A 17,204-nucleotide genomic window follows, 5' to 3' on the forward strand; every position below is an offset into this window, starting at 1 on the left:
CTACGACGTTACCCGAATGGGCGTACGTGGTTCATCGTCTCCGCGTCCACAAATACCGACACGGTCACCTTCCCTGCGGCCACAGGTCCGGGTCGGGCGCGAACCGGATGCGCAGTTCGCCCTCGCGCAGGGCCGCGCCGGCCACGGTGCAGCGGCGCAGGGCCGAGGGCAGCGGCACGATACGGCGGAACCGGCCGACGGTGACGACGAGTTCGTCGCCCCGGCGGACCAGGTCCAGTTCGTCCCGTATCGCGCCGGGCAGGGCAATGCTCCAGACCAGGACGCCGTCCTCGGCGAGCCGGTCGGTGACGGGCCACTCCACCGTGGAACCCGCCGCGTTGACACCGGGCACCGCGAGCGCGGCGAGGTCGTCGGTGCCGCGCGGGTCGTGGCCGAGGTGCGGGACGTGCCGGACGTCGTACGTCCCCTGCCACTCGTCCAGGGTCTTGCGCTGCTGAGCGTTGAGGCCGGCCAGCCAGGTGTCCTCCACGGACTCGGGCAGCACCCGGTTGGCGACCAGCGCGTCGGGGCGCAGGCCGCGCAAGGCGAGCGCGAGGCCGGCCTCGCGAACGGCGTCGGCGCCGGCCGGTCCGGGCTCGGCGACCAGTCGTACGGAGGTGTGGCGGTCGGCGAGAACCGCTTCCACGGCGGCCAGTTCGACGTCCCAGCGGCCGGCCGTGTCGTAGAGCCACTCCGAGGGCATCGGGACGCCGGCGAGGCGGCCGAGGACCGGGCGAAGGGCGCGGGCCGCTTGCCGCTCGGCCGGGAGGAGGCGGCGTAGGTAGCGGCGGAGTTCTTCGGGGAGGGCGAGGAGGGCGAGCGCGTGGGGGGTGGGCGGGAGGTCCACGACGAGGAGGTCGTAGGCCTCGGACAGGGCCGCGTCCCTGAGGGCTCGGAGGAGGGCCAGTTCCTCGGCGCCGGGGAGGGGGGTCACCTCTTCCGCGTCCAGGCGGGCCGCGCCGAGGAGTTCGAGGGCGGTGGAGGCGCGGTCCTGGAAGGCGGTGAGGTCTGCGCGGAAGGACTCCGTGGCGTCGGGGCGCCATGCCGTGAGGTTCTCGGCGGCTTCGACGGGGGCCGCTCCCGTGACCACGCCCAGGGCGGCGCCGAGGGTGTCGCCGCGGTCGGCACCGAGGAGGAGGGTGCGGGTGCCGGTGCCTGCGGCGGCTTGTGCGGTGGCTGCGGCGATGGTGCTGCGGCCGCTGCCGCCTGGGCCGGTGATCAGGAGGGTGCGCATATGAGTGAACGGTAGTCGCTCGGTGGGGGTTGAGCGCCGTTGCCGGGGGCTCCGCCCCCGGACCCCCGTCGGCCCTGAAGGGGCCTCGTCCTCAAACGCCGGACGGGCTGAACAATGCCGGCCCTCGTTCGAAAGGCACCGGACGGGGTGGATGGTGCCGGCCCGTCTCAGAAACCCGCCGCAAGGACCGAGAGGGAATGCCCGCCGGCGCCGAAAAGGGCCGCCTACTTCTCGCCCGTCTCCACCGGCGGCTCCCCCGACTCCACCCGCTTCTTCAACCCCGCCAACGCCCGGTCGATGATGACCTTCTCGGCCTTGCGCTTGATCATGCCCAGCATCGGGATCTTGACGTCCACCGTGAGGAGGTAGGTGACCTCCGTGGCGCCCGCGCCCGAAGGCTTGAGGAGGTAGGAGCCGTCCAGGGAGCGCAGCATCTGGGACTTGACGAGGGTCCAGGAGACCTCGTTGTCGCCGGTCCAGGTGTACGCGAGGACCTGATCGTCCTTGATCGCGCCGGCGTCCATGACGAGCCGGACCTGTTCGGCGCGGCCCCGCTCGTCGGTCTTGAGGACGTCCGCCTCCTTCACCTCACCGGTCCAGTCCGGGTAGCGGGCGAAGTCGGCGATCACTTCCATCACTTCGGTCGGTGCCGCCTCGATCGTGATGCTCGAACTGGTGTGTTCCGCCATCGCTGTGGCTCCTCCAGATGCGGACCGGCAGGGCGTCGTCGTCGTGCGCTTGTGCGTGCAGCGTGAAGGCTACCTCCCCGCCAACCCCCTTACCGCACCCCCTACCTGCGGACATCAGGAGGAGGTCGGGAGGAAGTCAGGAGGAGGTCACCACTCCAGTACCCATGGCTTGCCGCTGCCCGCGAAGTGCCCCACGTTCACGCACTCGGTCGCGCCGATCCGCATCCGGCGCACCAGCGGCTGGTGGACGTGGCCGAACAGTGAATAGCGGGGTCTGGTGCGGCGGATGGCGTCCAGGAGGGCGCGGCTGCCGCGTTCGAAGCGGCGCGCGACGGTGTCGTAGACCAGCTCGGGGACCTCGGGTGGGATGTGGGTGCAGAGGACGTCGACCTCGCCCACCGCCTCGATCTTCGCGGCGTACTCCTCGTCGCTGATCTCGTACGGGGTGCGCATGGGGGTGCGGAGGCCGCCGCCGACGAAGCCGAACGTCCAGCCGCCGATCTCCACGCGTTCGCCGTCGAGCACGGTCGTTCCGGGGGCGGCGTACTCGGGCCACAGGGTCGGTATGTCGACGTTGCCGTAGGTGGCGTACGTCGGGGTGGGGAAGGCGGCGAACATCTCGGCGTACTGTTTGCGGACCGCCTTCTCGATCAGGGCCGCGCGGTCCCCGCCGGCGCCGGCCCACAGGTGGGCGCCCAGTTCACGGGCCTCCTCGAAGCGGCGGGCGGTGCGCAGCTCGACCAGGCGGTCGGCGTTCTCCTCGCCGAAGAGTTCGGGGAAGATCCCGCGCGCGTGGTCGGCGTAGTCGAGGAAGAGGACCAGGTCGCCCAGGCAGATCAGGGCGTCGGCACCCTCGGCGGATCTGGCCAGGTCACGGGCGTTGCCGTGCACGTCGCTGACCACATGGATGCGCGTCCCGGAGTTTCCGGCGGGTGTGAGTGCCATGACGATCAAGCGTAGGCGTGTGCGGCAAACGTGAACAGTGGCGGCGGACCTTGCGGTTACTGGCCAGTTAAGAAAGGCGTGGACTACTGTGCGCGAGGAAACACCAATCTGTGTGACGCAGCGAACATCTCGCCGGGACCCCCTGTCGTAGAAGCCATACCGGCGGGTAACGTCCGGGCAGTCCAGTCGTGCTCAGGATTTCAACCACCGGTTCCTGACGCACCTGCCCGAGTCTTGGACCGGACCGTCGCATCACACAACGTCGTGGCGCCGGCGCCCTATGAGGAGCAGCAGTCTTGCGCGAGTTCAGCCTTCCGGCTTTGTACGAGGTCCCTGCGGACGGCAACCTGACCGACATCGTCCGCAGAAACGCCGCGCAGCACCCAGATGTCGCCGTGATCGCCCGCAAGGCGAACGGCGGCTGGCAGGACGTGACCGCGACGGTCTTCCTCGCCGAGGTGCACGCCGCCGCCAAGGGGCTCATCGCCTCCGGTGTCCAGCCCGGCGACCGGGTCGGGCTGATGTCCCGCACGCGGTACGAGTGGACGCTGCTCGACTTCGCGATCTGGTGCGCGGGCGGGATCACCGTGCCGGTGTACGAGACCAGCTCGCCGGAGCAGGTGCAGTGGATCCTGAGCGACTCGGGGGCCACCGCCCTCATCGTGGAGCAGGACGGGCACGCCGCCGCCGTCGAGTCGGTGCGCGCGCAGCTGCCCGCGCTCAAGCACGTCTGGCAGATCGACGCCGGCGCGATCGACGAGCTGGACCGCGCGGGCAAGGACGTCACCGACGCGACCGTCGAGGAGCGCAGCTCGCAGGCGAAGGCCGACGACCCGGCGACCATCGTCTACACGAGCGGCACCACCGGCCGGCCCAAGGGCTGTGTGCTCACCCACCGCAGCTTCTTCGCCGAGTGCGGCAACATCGTCGAGCGGCTGCGCCCGCTGTTCCGCACCGGCGAGTGCTCGGTGCTGCTGTTCCTGCCGCTCGCGCACGTCTTCGGGCGGCTGGTGCAGATCGCGCCGATGATGGCGCCGATCAAGCTGGGCCTGGTCCCGGACATCAAGAACCTCACCGACGAACTCGCCTCGTTCCGGCCGACGTTGATCCTCGGCGTGCCGCGTGTCTTCGAGAAGGTCTACAACTCGGCGCGGGCCAAGGCGCAGGCGGACGGCAAGGGCAAGATCTTCGACAAGGCGGCCGACACCGCGATCCTGTACAGCCGCGCGCTGGACACCCCGGCGGGTCCGTCCCTCGGCCTGAAGATCAAGTACAAGACCTTCGACAAGCTCGTCTACAGCAAGCTGCGCGCGGTGCTCGGCGGCAAGGGCGAGTACGCGATCTCCGGCGGCGCCCCGCTGGGCGAGCGCCTGGGTCACTTCTTCCGCGGCATCGGCTTCACGGTGCTTGAGGGCTACGGGCTGACCGAGTCCTGTGCCGCCACCGCCTTCAACCCCTGGGACCGGACGAAGATCGGCACGGTCGGGCAGCCGCTGCCCGGCTCGGTCGTGCGCATCGCGGACGACGGCGAGGTGCTGCTGCACGGCGAGCACCTGTTCAAGGGCTACTGGAACAACGAGGCCGCTACGGCCGAGGCGCTGGCCGACGGCTGGTTCCACACCGGCGACATCGGCACCCTCGACGAGGACGGCTACCTCAGGATCACCGGTCGCAAGAAGGAGATCATCGTCACCGCGGGCGGCAAGAACGTCGCCCCGGCCGTGATCGAGGACCGCATCCGCGCACACGCGCTGGTCGCGGAGTGCATGGTCGTCGGCGACGGGCGGCCCTTCGTGGGCGCGCTGATCACGGTCGACGACGAGTTCCTGGGCCGCTGGGCCGCCGAGCACGGCAAGCCCGCGGGTGCCACCGCGGCGTCGCTGCGAGACGACCCGGATCTCTTGCAGGCGATCCAGGACGCGGTCGACGACGGCAACGCCGCGGTGTCGAAGGCGGAATCGGTGCGGAAGTTCCGCATTCTGTCCTCCCAGTTCACGGAGGAGTCGGGCCACCTGACGCCGTCCCTGAAGCTCAAGCGCAATGTGGTGGCGAAGGACTACGCGGACGAGATTGAGGCCATCTACCAGAAGTAGACGGGTAGTTGGGGCATCGGTTGACGGTTCAGAAGTCCTCGGCGAGGACCCGTTCCAGTGTGCGCTCGGCGAGCGCGGTGATGGTGACGAACGGGTTCACGCCGATGTTGCCCGGCACCAGTGAGCCGTCCGTGACGTACAGCTTCGAATACCCCTTCACCCGGCCGTAGTTGTCGGTCGCGCTGCCCAACACGCAGCCGCCCAGCGGGTGGTAGCAGAAGTCGTCCGCGAACACCTTGCTGGTCGAGCCGAACAGGTCGTACCGGTAGAGCGTCGCGTTGGCCGAGTTGATCCGGTCGAACAGCTTCTTGGCCATCGCGACCGAGACCGCGCTCTGGGCCGCGGTCCAGCCCAGCTTCACCGTGCCGCTCGCCGAGTCGTAGGTGAACGAGGCACGTTGGGGGTTCTTGGTGATCGCCAGATAGAGGCTCACCCAGGTCTCGAACCCGATGGGCAGCGGGGCGATCTCCGCGAAGACCGGGTTGTCGGTGTTGGCCCAGTCGTCGATGCCCATGACCGGCATGGTCGACTGGTTGGCGCCGGTGGTGTCCCAGATCTGGTTGGCGCGGCCCACCATGGTGTTGCCGTTGGGCCCCCAGCCCGCCCCGACCGAGGAGTTGAGCGCGGGCAGGGTGCCCGTGTCCCGGGCGCGGACGAGGAGTTCGGTGGTGCCGAGGCTGCCGCCGCCGAGGAACAGATAGGTGCAGCTGTACTGCTTGGTCTCGACGACCGTGCCGGTGTCGTCGATCCGGTCGACGGTCAGGACGTACGACCCGTCGCTCGCCCGCGTGACGGCCTTCACCTTCTCCATGGTGTGGATGGTGACCTTGCCGGTGCCGAGCGCCGAGGCGAGGTAGGTCTTGTCGAGGCTCTTCTTGCCGTAGTTGTTGCCGTAGATGACCTCCTGGGCGAGCGCGGACTTGGTGGCGGTGCCCGCCGCCTCCTTCTGCATGTAGCCGAAGTCGTAGACGTTGGGCACGAAGGTGGTCTTCAGGCCGGTGTTGGTGGCGGCCTTCCGTGAGGTGCGGGTGAACTGGTACCACTCCGTCGACTCGAACCAGGTCGGGTCGACGGTGTTGACGCCGAGCATCGTGCGGGCCCGCGGGAAGTACGTGCCGTACATCGAGGTGGCGTCCACGGTGGGGAACTGCTCGGCGAAGTACGACTGGAGCGGGGTGACCGCCATGCCGCCGTTGACCAGGGAACCTCCGCCGACACCGCGTCCGACGTACACGGACATGCTGTCGTAGTGCACGCGGTCCAGGGCCCCCGGGTACGCGGTGATGTCCTTGTTGACGACGTCCAGCCACATGAAGGTGGCGAGCGGTGCCTCGGTGCGGGTCTTGAACCACATGGAGCGCTTGTCCGGGGCGGCGGTGGAGCAGAAGACCTTGCCGTCCGCGCCCGGGGTGTTCCAGAGCCTGCCCATCTCCAGGACGAGGGTGGTGATGCCGGCCTGGCCGAGGCGGAGGGCGGCGACCGCACCGCCGTAGCCGGAGCCGACGACGATCGCGGGGGCGGTTTCGACGGCGGCGGGTTCGACGGCCTGCGCGGACTGCAGGCCGATACGGGTGAGACCGGCGGTGGCGGCGGTCTGGAGGGCGATCATGCCCAGGATTTGACGTCTCGTCAGCTGATGCTGCGTCAGTTTTGCTGTCATGCGCGCAGCATGTGCGGATTATTCGGTTCCGCCAAGGGGCTGCGGCGGTTTTGGGGCGGCATCGGGGGTGCGGGGTGGGGTGGTCGGGCGGGTGCGGGTTAGGGGGCTTGGGGCGCCATCCGGGGTGCCAAGTGAGCTATTCGGGCGAGTGCGGGCGCGTGGGGGCTGGTCGCGCCGTTCCCCGCGCCCCTAAAAACAGCGGGGTTGCGCCGAGAGGCCGTGCTCTCCTCGGGGCGCCGTCCGGGGTGCCAGTTGATCGATTCGGGCGGGTGCGGGTTGTGTGTAGCTGGGCGCGCCGTTCCCCGCGCCCCTAAAAACAGCGGGGTTGCGCCGAGAGGCCGTGCTCTCCTCGGGGCGCCGTCCGGGGTGCCAGTTGATCGATTCGGGCGGATGCGGGTTGTGCGTGGCTGGGCGCGCCGTTCCCCGCGCCCCTAGGGGCAGCGGGGTTGCCCGGGGCGCGGATCGATGCGGCCCTGGGTGAACCCCCCGTCTTCAGGGGCGCGGGGAACTGCGCGACCAGCCCCCACGCACCCGCACCCGCCCGACCACCTCACCCGGCACCCCGGATGGCGCCCCTACAACAACCCCCGCAACTTCTCCGCGAGGAGGTCCCAGCGCCAGCGCTCCTCGACCCACCGCCGACCCCGCTCCCCCATGTTCTGCCGCAACTCCGGGTCCGCGAGCAGCGCGACGATCCGGTCGGCGACCTCCTCCGGGGAACCGCCCCGCACGACCCACCCGGTCTCACCGTCGAGCACGGCGTCGGGCGCCCCGCCGGAGTCACCGGCGACCACGGGCAGCCCGGTGGCGGACGCCTCCAGGTAGACGATGCCGAGGCCTTCGACGTCGAGGCCGCCGCGCCGGGTGCGGCAGGGCATCGCGAAGACGTCGCCGGCGCCGTAGTGCGCGGGGAGTTCGGCCCAGGGCACGGCGCCCGTGAAGCGCACGGAGTCGGTGACCCCGGTCTCGCGCGCGAGCCGCCGCAGCTCCTTCTCGTACGGCCCGCCGCCCACGATCAGCAGCACGGCGTCGGGCTGCCGGGCCAGGATGCGCGGCATGGCGAGGATCAGCGTGTCCTGCCCCTTGCGCGGCACGAGCCGTGAGACACACACGACGACGGGCCGGTCGGTGAGCCCGAGCCGCTCCCGCACCTCGGCACCACCGGAACCGGGATGGAACACCTTCTCGTCGACGCCGGGCGGCAGTTGGACCATCCGCGCCGCCGCCTCCGGACTGACCGCACGGGCGATCCGCGACCGCGTGTACTCCCCGAGGTAGGTGATCGTGTCCGTCGACTCCCCGATCCTGCCCAGGAGTTGACGCGCGGCGGGCAGTTGCGCCCACCCGGCCTCGTGGCCGTGGGTCGTGGCCACCAGCCGTTCGGCGCCCGCCTTCCGCAGCGCCGGCGCCATCAGCCCGAGCGGCGCCGCCGCCCCGAACCACACCGCCGTACACCCGTGTTCCCGCAGCAGCCCGACGGCCCTGCGGGTCGCGGCGGGCGTCGGCAGCAGCATGGTCGTGGCGTCCCGTACGACGGTGAAGGGCTGCTCGGCGTCGAAGGCGGCCGTCGCCTCGGCGCCCTCCCGGCCGCGCTTCCAGGTGGAGGCGTAGACGACGAGCCGCTCGGGCTCCAGGCGCAGCGCCATGTTGTGCAGAAAAGCCTGGATGCCACCGGGCCGGGGCGGAAAGTCATTGGTCACGATCAGGGTCTTGCGCACGCGGCAGACCCTACCGGCCCTACCGGACGAGCCCGCACAGCCCGGCACGGCCGCGCTTCATGGCCATCGCACAGCAGATCGGGAGAACATGTGCCCCACATCGGCAGGCAGGGCACGGCACAGCACGGAACAGGGGCTCAGGTGGAGATCGCGGGCGCGGGACGGCGGCTGGCGCCGCTGCTGGGAACCTGGGGCCTGACCAGAGTCGTCCTCCTGCTGTTCGTCTTCAAGGTGCTCGTGTTCCCGGGCCCGGACGTCACCAGCGACGTGTCGGTGATCTACCAGGGCTGGTACGAGACGCTCCGCCACGGCGGCTTCCCGCTGGACGACGTCACCTGGCAGTACCCGCCCGCCGCCGCCCTGCCGATCCTCTCCCCCGCCCTGCTGGGCTTCCTGGACTACGCGTCGGCGTTCTTCGTCCTGGCCTTCCTGGCCGACCTGACCGTCCTGGCCCTGCTCCTCTACACGGGCCTGCGCCCCGGCCGCACCCTCCGCGGCGCCTGGGTCTGGATCGCGGGCGTCCCACTCCTCGGCCCGACCGTGTACGCGCGCTACGACGTGATGGTGACCGCGGTCGCCGTGGCCGCGCTGCTCGCGGGCTCCCGGCATCCGCGCGTGATGGGGGCGCTGGCGGGCTTCGGAGCACTCCTCAAGGTCTGGCCGGCACTGCTCCTCCTCGGCGCCGTCAAGCGCCGCGCATGGGGAGCGGCAGCGGTGACGGTCGCGGCGATCGCTGCCCTGTTCGCGGTGTCGATGCCGGGCGCGTTCGCCTTCCTGACCTTCCAGCGCGAGCGGGGCACGGAGGTGGAGTCGCTCGGCTCGCTCGTCTTCCACGTGGCCCGCCACTTCGGCTGGCAGGGCCAAGTGCTCCTGAACTACGGCTCGGTGGAGTTCGTCGGCCCCTACGTCAACTGGGTCAGCACGGCAGCCCTGGGCCTCACCGCGCTGGCCTTCGGCTGGCTCATGCTCTGGCGCCTGATGGCGGCCCGCTTCCTGCCCCACACCCTCGCGGACGCGGCCTTCGTGGCGGTCCTGATGTTCACGGTCACCAGCCGGGTCATCAGCCCCCAGTACGTCGTCTGGCTGATCGGCCTCGCGTCCGTCTGCTCCTGCTTCCGCGCCAGCCGCATGCGCCTCCCGGTCGGCCTGGTCCTGGCGGCGGCCTTCGTCACGGTCCTGGAATTCCCGATCTGGTTCGCCCACGTGGTCGCCGGCGACGCCCTGGGCATCACCCTGCTGCTGGTACGCAACGGCCTCCTGGTGGCCGCGGCGATCACCGGCGCACGGGAGTTGTGGCAAGCGTCGGTGACGTGGGCGGACGTGCCGCCGCTGCCGAGTCAGGCGACGCGGTCGAAGGCGCCTTCGACGTCCTCCTGAACCGCGCGTGCCCGCACCCCCCGACCGCGCCCACCGCATCCCGCACACCCCTCATGAGCACCGACTCCCCCAACAGCCCATACGCCGAACGGAGTTGGGCCACTGCGGCGAGGCTCGGTCACCCTGGCGGACGTACCGCCTCTCCCCACTCAGGCGACCCGCTCGAAAGCACCCTCGACCTCCTCCTGACACCGCGCACGCCGAAAGAGCACCGCAACGACCCCGCACTGCACCCCCATCGCGAGCGCCAACGCCAGGCACACCCCGGGCAGACCGAGCCCCGACAGGCCGTACGCCAACGGGAGTTGGACCGTCGTGCCGAGCAGCGTCACGCGGAGCAGTGCCGGTGCTCCGCCGCTGCCCTCGAAGACTCCGCCGAGGGCGATGAAGCAGGCCATCAGCAGGAGGTAGGGGCCGACGCAGCGGAGGAACAGGACGCCCTCGTGGGCGACTTGGGGGCCGGCGCCGAAGGCGGCCATGATCCAGGGGGCGGTGCCGGCGAGCAGGACGGCCGCCGTCGCGCCCACCGCGCCGGACACCAGCAGCGCCTCCCGGCCGACCGCGCGCCGCTCGTCCCGGCCCGCGCCGCGCAGTTGCGAGGTGTGGATGGCGGCGGCCTGGCGCACGGCGTAGAAGGCCATCGTCGCGACGTACAGGACCTTGTAGGCGATGGCGTACGCGGCCACCGCCGTCACCCCGAGCCGCGCCACGATCGCGACCAGCAGCAGCGTTCCGGTCTGCCGGACGGTGAAGTCGGCGGACATGGGCAGGCCGGTCGTGACGGTGCGGCGCAACGCGGCGGGGAGTGACTCGGCGGGGGCAACCTCCGTACGCAGCAAGGGATTTCGGCGCAGCGCCCGCAGCCCCACCCCCAACGCGACCACCCGGCACAGCACGGTGGAGACGGCGGCGCCCCGGACGCCGTAGAGGTGGATGAGGAACGGGTCGCAGGCCAGGATCAGGCCGTTGGCCAGGAGGGCCAGGCGCAGTGGGGTGCGGGTGTCGCCCGTGCCCTTGAGGATGCCGTCGACGAGTTGCTGGGCGTAGAAGACCGCGACACCCGGGAGGGAGATGGTGAAGTAGGCGACCGCCAGCGGGAGTTCGGGGCCCGCGGCGCCGAGGAGCAGGCGGGCCAATGGTTCCCGGAGCAGGAAGCCGGACGCGACGACCACCGGGGTGACCAGCGCGCACAGGGCCCAGCCGCCGCGGACCGCGGAGCGCAGCGCGGCCGGGTCGCTGGCGCCTCTCGCGTGGGCGACCAGCACCGTCGTACCGGAGGCGAAGACCAGGGCGACACCCAGGAGCACGTTCTCGGTGTTGGTCGCGACGGCCACGGCGGCGACGGCCGGGCCGCCGAGCCGGGAGACCCAGACGGTGTTGATGATCCCGGCGGCGACGGAGGCGAGGAGCGAGAGATAGACGGGGTGGGCGAGCGAGACGAGCTGCTTGCGGTGACTGTTCACGGCGATCGGATCCCCCTCGACGCGAGCTGAATACCTCTAATCGAGGTAGCTCGGTTAGAGGTATCATGGCCGCATCGAGCACGCAAGGAGAAACATGCTGGAGCTGTCGATCCTCGGCTTCCTGGCCGAACAGCCGCTGCACGGCTACGAGTTGAAGGAGCGCATCAAGGCACTGAGCGGCCATGTCCGCCCGGTCAGCGACGGCGCGCTCTACCCGGCGATCACCCGCCTGGTCACCGCCGGCAAACTCGACCAGCACACGGAGGAGGGCACGAGCGCGGCCCCGCGCCGGGTCCTGTCCCTCACCGAGAAGGGTCGCGAGGACCTCCTGGAGCGGCTCGGACACCCCAAGCCGGCCGAGATCACCGACCATGTCCGCTTCAACACGGTCCTGGCCTTCCTACGGCACCTGCCCGACCCCCACGAGCAGTCCGCCGTGCTGCGCCGCCGCCTGGACTTCCTCCAGACCCCGGCGAGTTTCTTCTACCGGGACGGCGAGCCCGTACGGGCGGAGGAGACCCAGGACCTGTTCCGGCAGGGCATGTTGCGGGTCGCGCGGGCCACGGGCGCGGCCGAGCGGGAGTGGCTGACCGAGGCCATCTCCCAACTGGACCAGCCGAGTTGAACCGGCGACCGGATCAGCCAGGATGAACCAGCTGCCGGATCAGGTGAGTTGAGCCCGAAGATAGTCCCGCCACTGCTCCGTGAACTCCTCCAGCGTCACCCCGAGAACGCTCTTCATCGCGCCCTCCACCGCCCCCGCCCGCTTCTGATGCGAGCCAACCGCCCTGTAGAACTTGCCCAGTTGGTCGACTCCCCACCGGTCCTGGATCATCCGGCAGGCCATCCACCCACCCTCGTACGCCCGCGCGAGCTCCGTCGCCTCGCTGCTGAAGCCGAAGTCCTTGTCGGTGGGTAGCCCGGTCGGGAGGTCGCCGTCCTGGACCGCGCGGGAGAGTTCCGGGGCGGCCTGGGTCGGGGTGCGGCCGGTGCCCCGGTAGCCGATCCAGTCGGCGTAGCCCTCCGAGAGCCACAGGGGGGTGGCGGCGGTGGTGTGGGCCCGGGTGGCCACGTGGGTCGTCTCGTGGGTCAGGACCACCTGCTTGCCCACCGAGCCCAACACCGCGTACGCGTCCGGGTTGACGATGATCCGGTCCGCCGGCGCGCTGCCCGAACCGCCCGCCTCCCCCGTCGTCACCGCGGCGATGCCCCGGTAGGAGGCCGCGGGTGAGCCCAGGAGCCCCGCCATGCCGTCCAGGGAGCCGGGGACGAGCACGACGACGTGCCGGGTCCAGTCCGTGCCCCAGGCGGCCGACACGGCCGGTACGGCGTGGTCCGCGAGGGCGCGGAAGTCGCGCAGGCTGTCGACGGACCGGCCGACCCCCATCACCAGGCTGTGCGCGCCCTTGACGACGCTCACCTTCCCCTGGTCCCACAGCTGTTGGCCGGACTTCTTCGCGGGCTTGTCGGAGGCGACGTACCACTGCCCGTCGGCGGTGAGGCGGAGGGTGAGCGCGCGGCCGACCGTGACGGGTGCGGTGTCGTAGCCCTTGACGCGGTAGCTCAGCTGGGCGTCGGCGGTCGCGGTGGCGCCGGTGCGGTGCAGCGAGGTGAGCCGGTAGGACCAGGACGCCAGCGGTACGGCGCTCAGGTTCTCGTACGCGGTGCGCGCGCCGGTCCGCGCGTACGCCGCCCCGTCGTGGTGCAGGACGGCCGCGGACTGCCGGTCGAGGAGGCTCTGGACCGCCGCCTTCGCGCTGTTCGCCGCCGGCTGTCCGCCGCACCCCACCAGCGAGCCGAGCAGCAGACACAGCGCGAGCACTCCGGAGCGCGACGCCCGCCTACGACCAGTCACTTCCCGATCGTACGACCCTTTCGCGCCGGTTCAGACCCTCGTGACCGACGAGATCGGCATCATGCCGACCGGGTCGTAGCGCACCGGCGCACCGGGGTAGGGGGCGTGGATGACCTGGCCGTTGCCGACGTACATGCCGACATGGCTGGCGTCGGAGCGGTAGGTGACCAGGTCGCCGGGCTGGGCCTGGGAGAGCGGGATCTGGTGGCCGGCGTAGCGCTGTTCCTGCGAGGTGCGCGGGAGGTGCACCCCCGCGTGGGCGTACGACCACTGCATGAGGCCGGAGCAGTCGAAGCCGCCGGGGCCGGTGGCGCCCCAGACGTACGGCTTGCCGAGGGCGGACTGGGCGGCGGCCACGGCGGCAGCGGCGCGGCCCGAGGAGGGGACGCCGGCGCCGAGGTCGGGGATGTCCACGCGGGAGGAGCGGGAGGCCCGGTCGAAGGAGGCGCGGTCGGCGAGCGGCATCCGGTTGAGCAGTTGCCTGGCCTTCGCCAGCTTCCGCTCGACGGTCTTCTTGTGGGTGGCGACGGCCTTGCGGCTGCGCTCCAGTTCGGCGAGGTGTCCGGAGGCCTCGGTGCGCTCCTGGGCGAGTTCGCGCATGGCCTCCTGGAGGTCCTTGAGCTGGCCCGCCTGCTGGGTGGTGATGCGGTCGAGGACGGAGGCCTTGTCGAGGTAGTCGGCCGGGTCGTCGGAGAACAGCAGCGCGACGGTGGGGTCGATGCCCCCGGAGCGGTACTGGGCGCCGGCGAGTGAACCCAGCGCGTCCCGCATGGTGTTGATGCGCTGCTGCTGCCGGGCGATCCGGTCCTGGGCGTCGCTCACCTGCCGGTGCAGCTCCCCGGCGTTCTCGTCGGCCTTGTCGTAGGCCTGGGTCGCCTGCTCGGCCTCCTGATAGAGCCGGTCCACCTCGGCCCGGGAGTCGTCGTGCGGCGCGGCGACGGCGGAAGTGGCCGGCATGGCGCCGAGGGCGGCTGCGGCGGCGGACAGGACACAGACCGCGGCGCTGGCGCCTCGGTCGAACCCGGACGGTGCAAGGCGACGACGGGATCCCACGGGAAGCCGCACTTCCTTCCGCTGGCGGACACGGACCGCTCCCCCGGTGCGGGGAAACGCGCCAGACAGTAGCTCTGTGAAGGGGTGCGGGCCAAAGACCGGCGCGGGCACACAACGTGACGCCCCGCCTATGACGCAGGTCATCGGCGGGGCGTGGAGTCAGCCTGGTGTGTCGTAATTCGCCCGTTCGGGCGGTGCGCAAGGGCCGGAGAACGACCGGAGAGGAACCGGACGAGCCCGGATCAGATCCGGACGCCGAACTGGAAGGGCATGTTGCCGATCGACTCGTAGCGCACGACGGCACCGGTGTGCGGGGCGTGCAGCACCTGGCCGTTGCCGGCGTAGAGGCCGACGTGGTGCCGGTCGCCGTAGAAGATGACCAGGTCGCCGACCTTCAGGTCGCTCTCGCTGGAGATGATCGTGCCCGCGCTGGCCTGGGCCTCGGACGTGCGGGGTATGGAGACACCCGCCTGCGCGTAGGCCCACGAGGTGAGGCCGGAGCAGTCGAAGGAGGACGGTCCGGAGGCGCCGTAGACGTACGGCGAGCCGATCACGGACTGGGCGGCGGCGAAGGCGGCGGCGGCACGGCTGGAGGCGGAGCCGGTGCTGCCGAGGTTCACGCGTGAGCTGGAGCGGTTGGCGGCCTGCGCCTGCTGCGCGTCGAGGGCCGCCTTCTCCTTGGCGGTAAGGGTGTTGAGCAGTTTCTGGGCCGCGGCCAGCTTGCTCTTGACCTCGTCCTTCTTCTTCTTGAGCTCGGTGCGGGTGGCGGAGAGGTCCTTGAGCTTGCTGCTCGCCTCCGCGCGCTCCTGGGCGAGTTCGCGCTGCTTGCCCTGGATCTTCGTGAGCGCCTCGACCTGCTGGGCGCTCAACTGGTCCATCGTGGACGCCTTGTCGAGATAGGTGTCCGGGTCCGAGGACAGGAACAGCTGGATCGACGGGTCGATGCCGCCGGTGCGGTACTGGGCGCTCGCCATCGTGCCGAGGCCGTCCCGGAGCTTGTTGAGCTCCTCCTGGCCGCGGGCGACGTTGTCCTGGATGGTGGAGATCTCCTTCTGGAGCTTCTCCTGCTTCTCCTGGGCCCCGTCGAGCTTCTCGGTGGCCTGCTCGGCCTGCTCGTAGAGGGCGTCGACCTTCGACTTGACCTCGTCCTTGCTGGGCTTCTCGCTCGGCGCGGCATTGGCGGCCTGAGCGCTGAAGGCAACGGCGGCAGCGGCTGCGGTGGTCAGCACAGTGACGCGCGTGCGGCTCGGCTGCTTCGGTCGACGATGGGACGCCACGGAGTCGAGCTCCTTCTATTGAGTGATCACCCGTTCGGAGGTTCGAGGCCTGACCCTAGTGACGTTCCTGTGATCAGTTCAAATCCTCACACGAAAAAATGCCGTCACTCAAAGCATTCTTTGCACATAACCAACATGCAGTGATGGTCGATTGACGCTACGTTGCGTGACGGTTCGGTCAATTCCGGCATTAAACCTGTACGTTGACCTTCACGACAGTCGCTTGAGGAGTACCGCAGAAGCGACGGGCCGGGCGCCCGCCTTCGCGATGCCGTCGGCCACCTCGCGGTCGGTCGACGCAACGATGACGGGCCTCCCCGGCGGCTCGGCGCGCACCAGCTGGCGGATCAACTCGTCGGCGGTGACGCCCGGTTTGGAGAACAGCACCCGCACTCCGCGCGGCGGCGCGAGCAGCACGGGCGCGGCCAGCTCGGCCCCGTCGAAGACACAGGTGACCTCGGCGCCGGTCTGCGCGGCGAGCTGCGAGAGCTGCCCGAGCAGCCTCAACCGCTGCTTCTCCAGGGGCATTTGGGGATAGCCGGTCTTGGTGACGTTGTAGCCGTCGACGACCAGGTGGGCCTGCGGCAGCGCGAGCAACTGGTCGAGGATCGCGGGGTCGTTCTCCGACAGCGCCCGCGCGGCGATGTCCTTCGGCGTCATCCGTCCCGGTTCGACCGCGTCGACGGTCTCGGCGGGCCGTACGGAAACAGGCGGCAGGGCCAGCTCTCTCCGCAGCCCCTGGGCCGACTCCAGCACGGTGTCGAGCAGCAGCCGTACCCGCATGTCCTCGACGCTGCGCCCCTCACGGGCGGCCTTGCGGGTGGCCTCAAGGGCCGCCTCCGCCTCACCCAGCCGGGCCTTGAGGCGGCGGCTCTCGCTCTCGGCGGCGGACACCTGGGTCTGCGCCTCGGCGCGCGCGGTGTCCGTCTCGGCGCGCAGCTTGCGCAGGGCGGCCTCGCCGCGCTTGACGTCGCTGTGGGCGGCACGCAGCTTGCGGTGCAGCGAGTCCGCTTCCTTCTTCGCCGCGTCCAGCTCGGTGCGCAGCCGCTCGGTGTCGGCCCGGGTCGCGTCCCGCGCCTGCGCCAACTCCTCGCGCAGCCGCTCCAGTTCGGCCCGGCTCTCCTCGTCCGCGCGCTCGGCGTCGGCGCGCAGCGCCTCCTCGCCGGCGGCGGTCACGAGCTTCACCCAGCCGGTGGGGCGCAGAACATAGGCCGCGGCCGCCACGTCGAGCGGATCCGCGGCCGGGGGCGGCGAGCCGGAGTCGAGAGCGCCGGCGAGCTCCGACTGGGCCTCCCTGAGCTTCTCCCCGATCCGCTGCCGGAACAGCGGATCGGTCTCCAGCGCGGCGGCCATGGCATTGCCCGCGAACTTGGCGCGCCGGTTGGGGGCGAAGCGGGCGTACTGTCGTAGCTGCGCGGGCAGTTCGGCGACAGTGAGGCCACCGAAGCTGTCCGACACGATCTGTACGACTCGTCTCCGCACGCCGTCGGGCAGCGGGCGGTCGAGCACCTCGGCGGCGCCGTCGCCCGGCCCCCCGCCTGAGTTCTCCACCATCCCTCACACCCCAATGCCTGTGCGGGGCCACTCCCTCAGGAGCCGGCGCCCGGCCTGTCCACGAGTTCCACCTGATCCACGGCGTTGCACCAGCGGCAGCGCACCGACTCGATGGTCTCACTGACCACCTCGCGCTCCTCCACGTTCGGCTCTCCGGCCAGGTCCAGGTGGAGGTACTCCACGACCTTCGACGAGCGCGTCACGTCGAAGCGCGTGAGGTTGCCGCAGAGGGTGCAGCGCCACCGTGTGGAGGCAGTCGGCAGGGGAACCGTCATCGTGGCTGTCC

Annotated in this window: 14 protein-coding genes; 3 read left to right on the forward strand and 11 right to left on the reverse strand. The window is 70.8% G+C overall.

Annotated features, from left to right (window positions below; translation table 11 throughout):
* Positions 1–64: 64 nt before the first annotated feature.
* The 3 genes from OG588_RS12975 to OG588_RS12985 all read right to left on the reverse strand — a co-directional run bounded on the left by OG588_RS12975 (position 65) and on the right by OG588_RS12985 (position 2,826).
* A complete protein-coding gene (locus tag OG588_RS12975) occupies positions 65–1,234 on the reverse strand; it encodes an ArsA family ATPase (RefSeq protein WP_405947403.1) in 1,170 nt (389 codons plus the stop codon).
* Between the two features lie 224 nt (positions 1,235–1,458).
* Complete coding sequence (locus OG588_RS12980; protein ID WP_405947404.1) at positions 1,459–1,923, reverse strand: SRPBCC family protein; 465 nt, start codon at positions 1,921–1,923, stop codon at positions 1,459–1,461.
* 147 nt (positions 1,924–2,070) lie between these two features.
* Entirely contained in the window at positions 2,071–2,826 is a 756-nt protein-coding gene (locus OG588_RS12985; protein WP_405953112.1) for a metallophosphoesterase, read from the reverse strand.
* A gap of 338 nt (positions 2,827–3,164) precedes the next feature.
* Here OG588_RS12985 and OG588_RS12990 point away from each other — a divergent pair, with 338 nt between their 5' ends.
* Positions 3,165–4,961, forward strand: coding sequence for an AMP-dependent synthetase/ligase (locus OG588_RS12990; protein ID WP_405947405.1), 1,797 nt, complete (start codon positions 3,165–3,167; stop codon positions 4,959–4,961).
* A gap of 28 nt (positions 4,962–4,989) precedes the next feature.
* Here the strand turns inward: OG588_RS12990 and OG588_RS12995 are convergent, their stop codons facing one another.
* Complete coding sequence (locus OG588_RS12995; RefSeq protein ID WP_405953113.1) at positions 4,990–6,570, reverse strand: GMC oxidoreductase; 1,581 nt, start codon at positions 6,568–6,570, stop codon at positions 4,990–4,992.
* A 626-nt stretch (positions 6,571–7,196) separates the two neighbouring features.
* The gene (locus tag OG588_RS13000; protein WP_405947406.1) at positions 7,197–8,339 is read right to left on the reverse strand and encodes a glycosyltransferase family 4 protein; all 1,143 of its coding nucleotides are present in this window, start codon (positions 8,337–8,339) and stop codon (positions 7,197–7,199) included.
* Between the two features lie 141 nt (positions 8,340–8,480).
* On the opposite strand from OG588_RS13000, the gene OG588_RS13005 reads away from it, so the two are divergent.
* Positions 8,481–9,716, forward strand: a complete 1,236-nt coding sequence (locus tag OG588_RS13005; RefSeq protein ID WP_405953114.1) for a glycosyltransferase 87 family protein — start codon at positions 8,481–8,483, stop codon at positions 9,714–9,716.
* A 149-nt stretch (positions 9,717–9,865) separates the two neighbouring features.
* Here OG588_RS13005 and OG588_RS13010 read toward each other — a convergent pair whose 3' ends face one another.
* Positions 9,866–11,179, reverse strand: coding sequence for an MATE family efflux transporter (locus tag OG588_RS13010; RefSeq protein ID WP_405947407.1), 1,314 nt, complete (start codon positions 11,177–11,179; stop codon positions 9,866–9,868).
* Between the two features lie 94 nt (positions 11,180–11,273).
* Here OG588_RS13010 and OG588_RS13015 point away from each other — a divergent pair, with 94 nt between their 5' ends.
* Complete coding sequence (locus tag OG588_RS13015) at positions 11,274–11,804, forward strand: PadR family transcriptional regulator (protein ID WP_405947408.1); 531 nt, start codon at positions 11,274–11,276, stop codon at positions 11,802–11,804.
* A 39-nt stretch (positions 11,805–11,843) separates the two neighbouring features.
* On the opposite strand, the gene OG588_RS13020 is transcribed toward OG588_RS13015, so the two are convergent.
* The 5 genes from OG588_RS13020 to OG588_RS13040 all read right to left on the reverse strand — a co-directional run bounded on the left by OG588_RS13020 (position 11,844) and on the right by OG588_RS13040 (position 17,193).
* Positions 11,844–13,034 (reverse strand): hypothetical protein, encoded by a 1,191-nt coding sequence (locus OG588_RS13020; RefSeq protein WP_405947409.1) that lies wholly within the window; start codon positions 13,032–13,034, stop codon positions 11,844–11,846.
* Between the two features lie 30 nt (positions 13,035–13,064).
* The gene (locus OG588_RS13025) at positions 13,065–14,087 is read right to left on the reverse strand and encodes an NlpC/P60 family protein (protein WP_405947410.1); all 1,023 of its coding nucleotides are present in this window, start codon (positions 14,085–14,087) and stop codon (positions 13,065–13,067) included.
* Positions 14,088–14,329: 242 nt separating this feature from the next.
* Complete coding sequence (locus OG588_RS13030; RefSeq protein ID WP_405947411.1) at positions 14,330–15,364, reverse strand: NlpC/P60 family protein; 1,035 nt, start codon at positions 15,362–15,364, stop codon at positions 14,330–14,332.
* Positions 15,365–15,574: 210 nt separating this feature from the next.
* Positions 15,575–16,918 carry an NYN domain-containing protein gene (locus OG588_RS13035; RefSeq protein ID WP_266878176.1) on the reverse strand — a complete coding sequence of 448 codons (1,344 nt, stop codon included), beginning with the start codon at positions 16,916–16,918 and terminating at the stop codon, positions 15,575–15,577.
* Between the two features lie 35 nt (positions 16,919–16,953).
* Positions 16,954–17,193: a hypothetical protein gene (locus tag OG588_RS13040; protein WP_019062381.1), complete on the reverse strand. Its 240-nt coding sequence runs from the start codon at positions 17,191–17,193 to the stop codon at positions 16,954–16,956.
* Positions 17,194–17,204: the final 11 nt, after the last annotated feature.

It is taken from the genome of Streptomyces prunicolor (assembly GCF_045162825.1).
In the GTDB taxonomy this organism is placed as follows: Bacteria; Actinomycetota; Actinomycetes; order Streptomycetales; family Streptomycetaceae; genus Streptomyces; species Streptomyces prunicolor.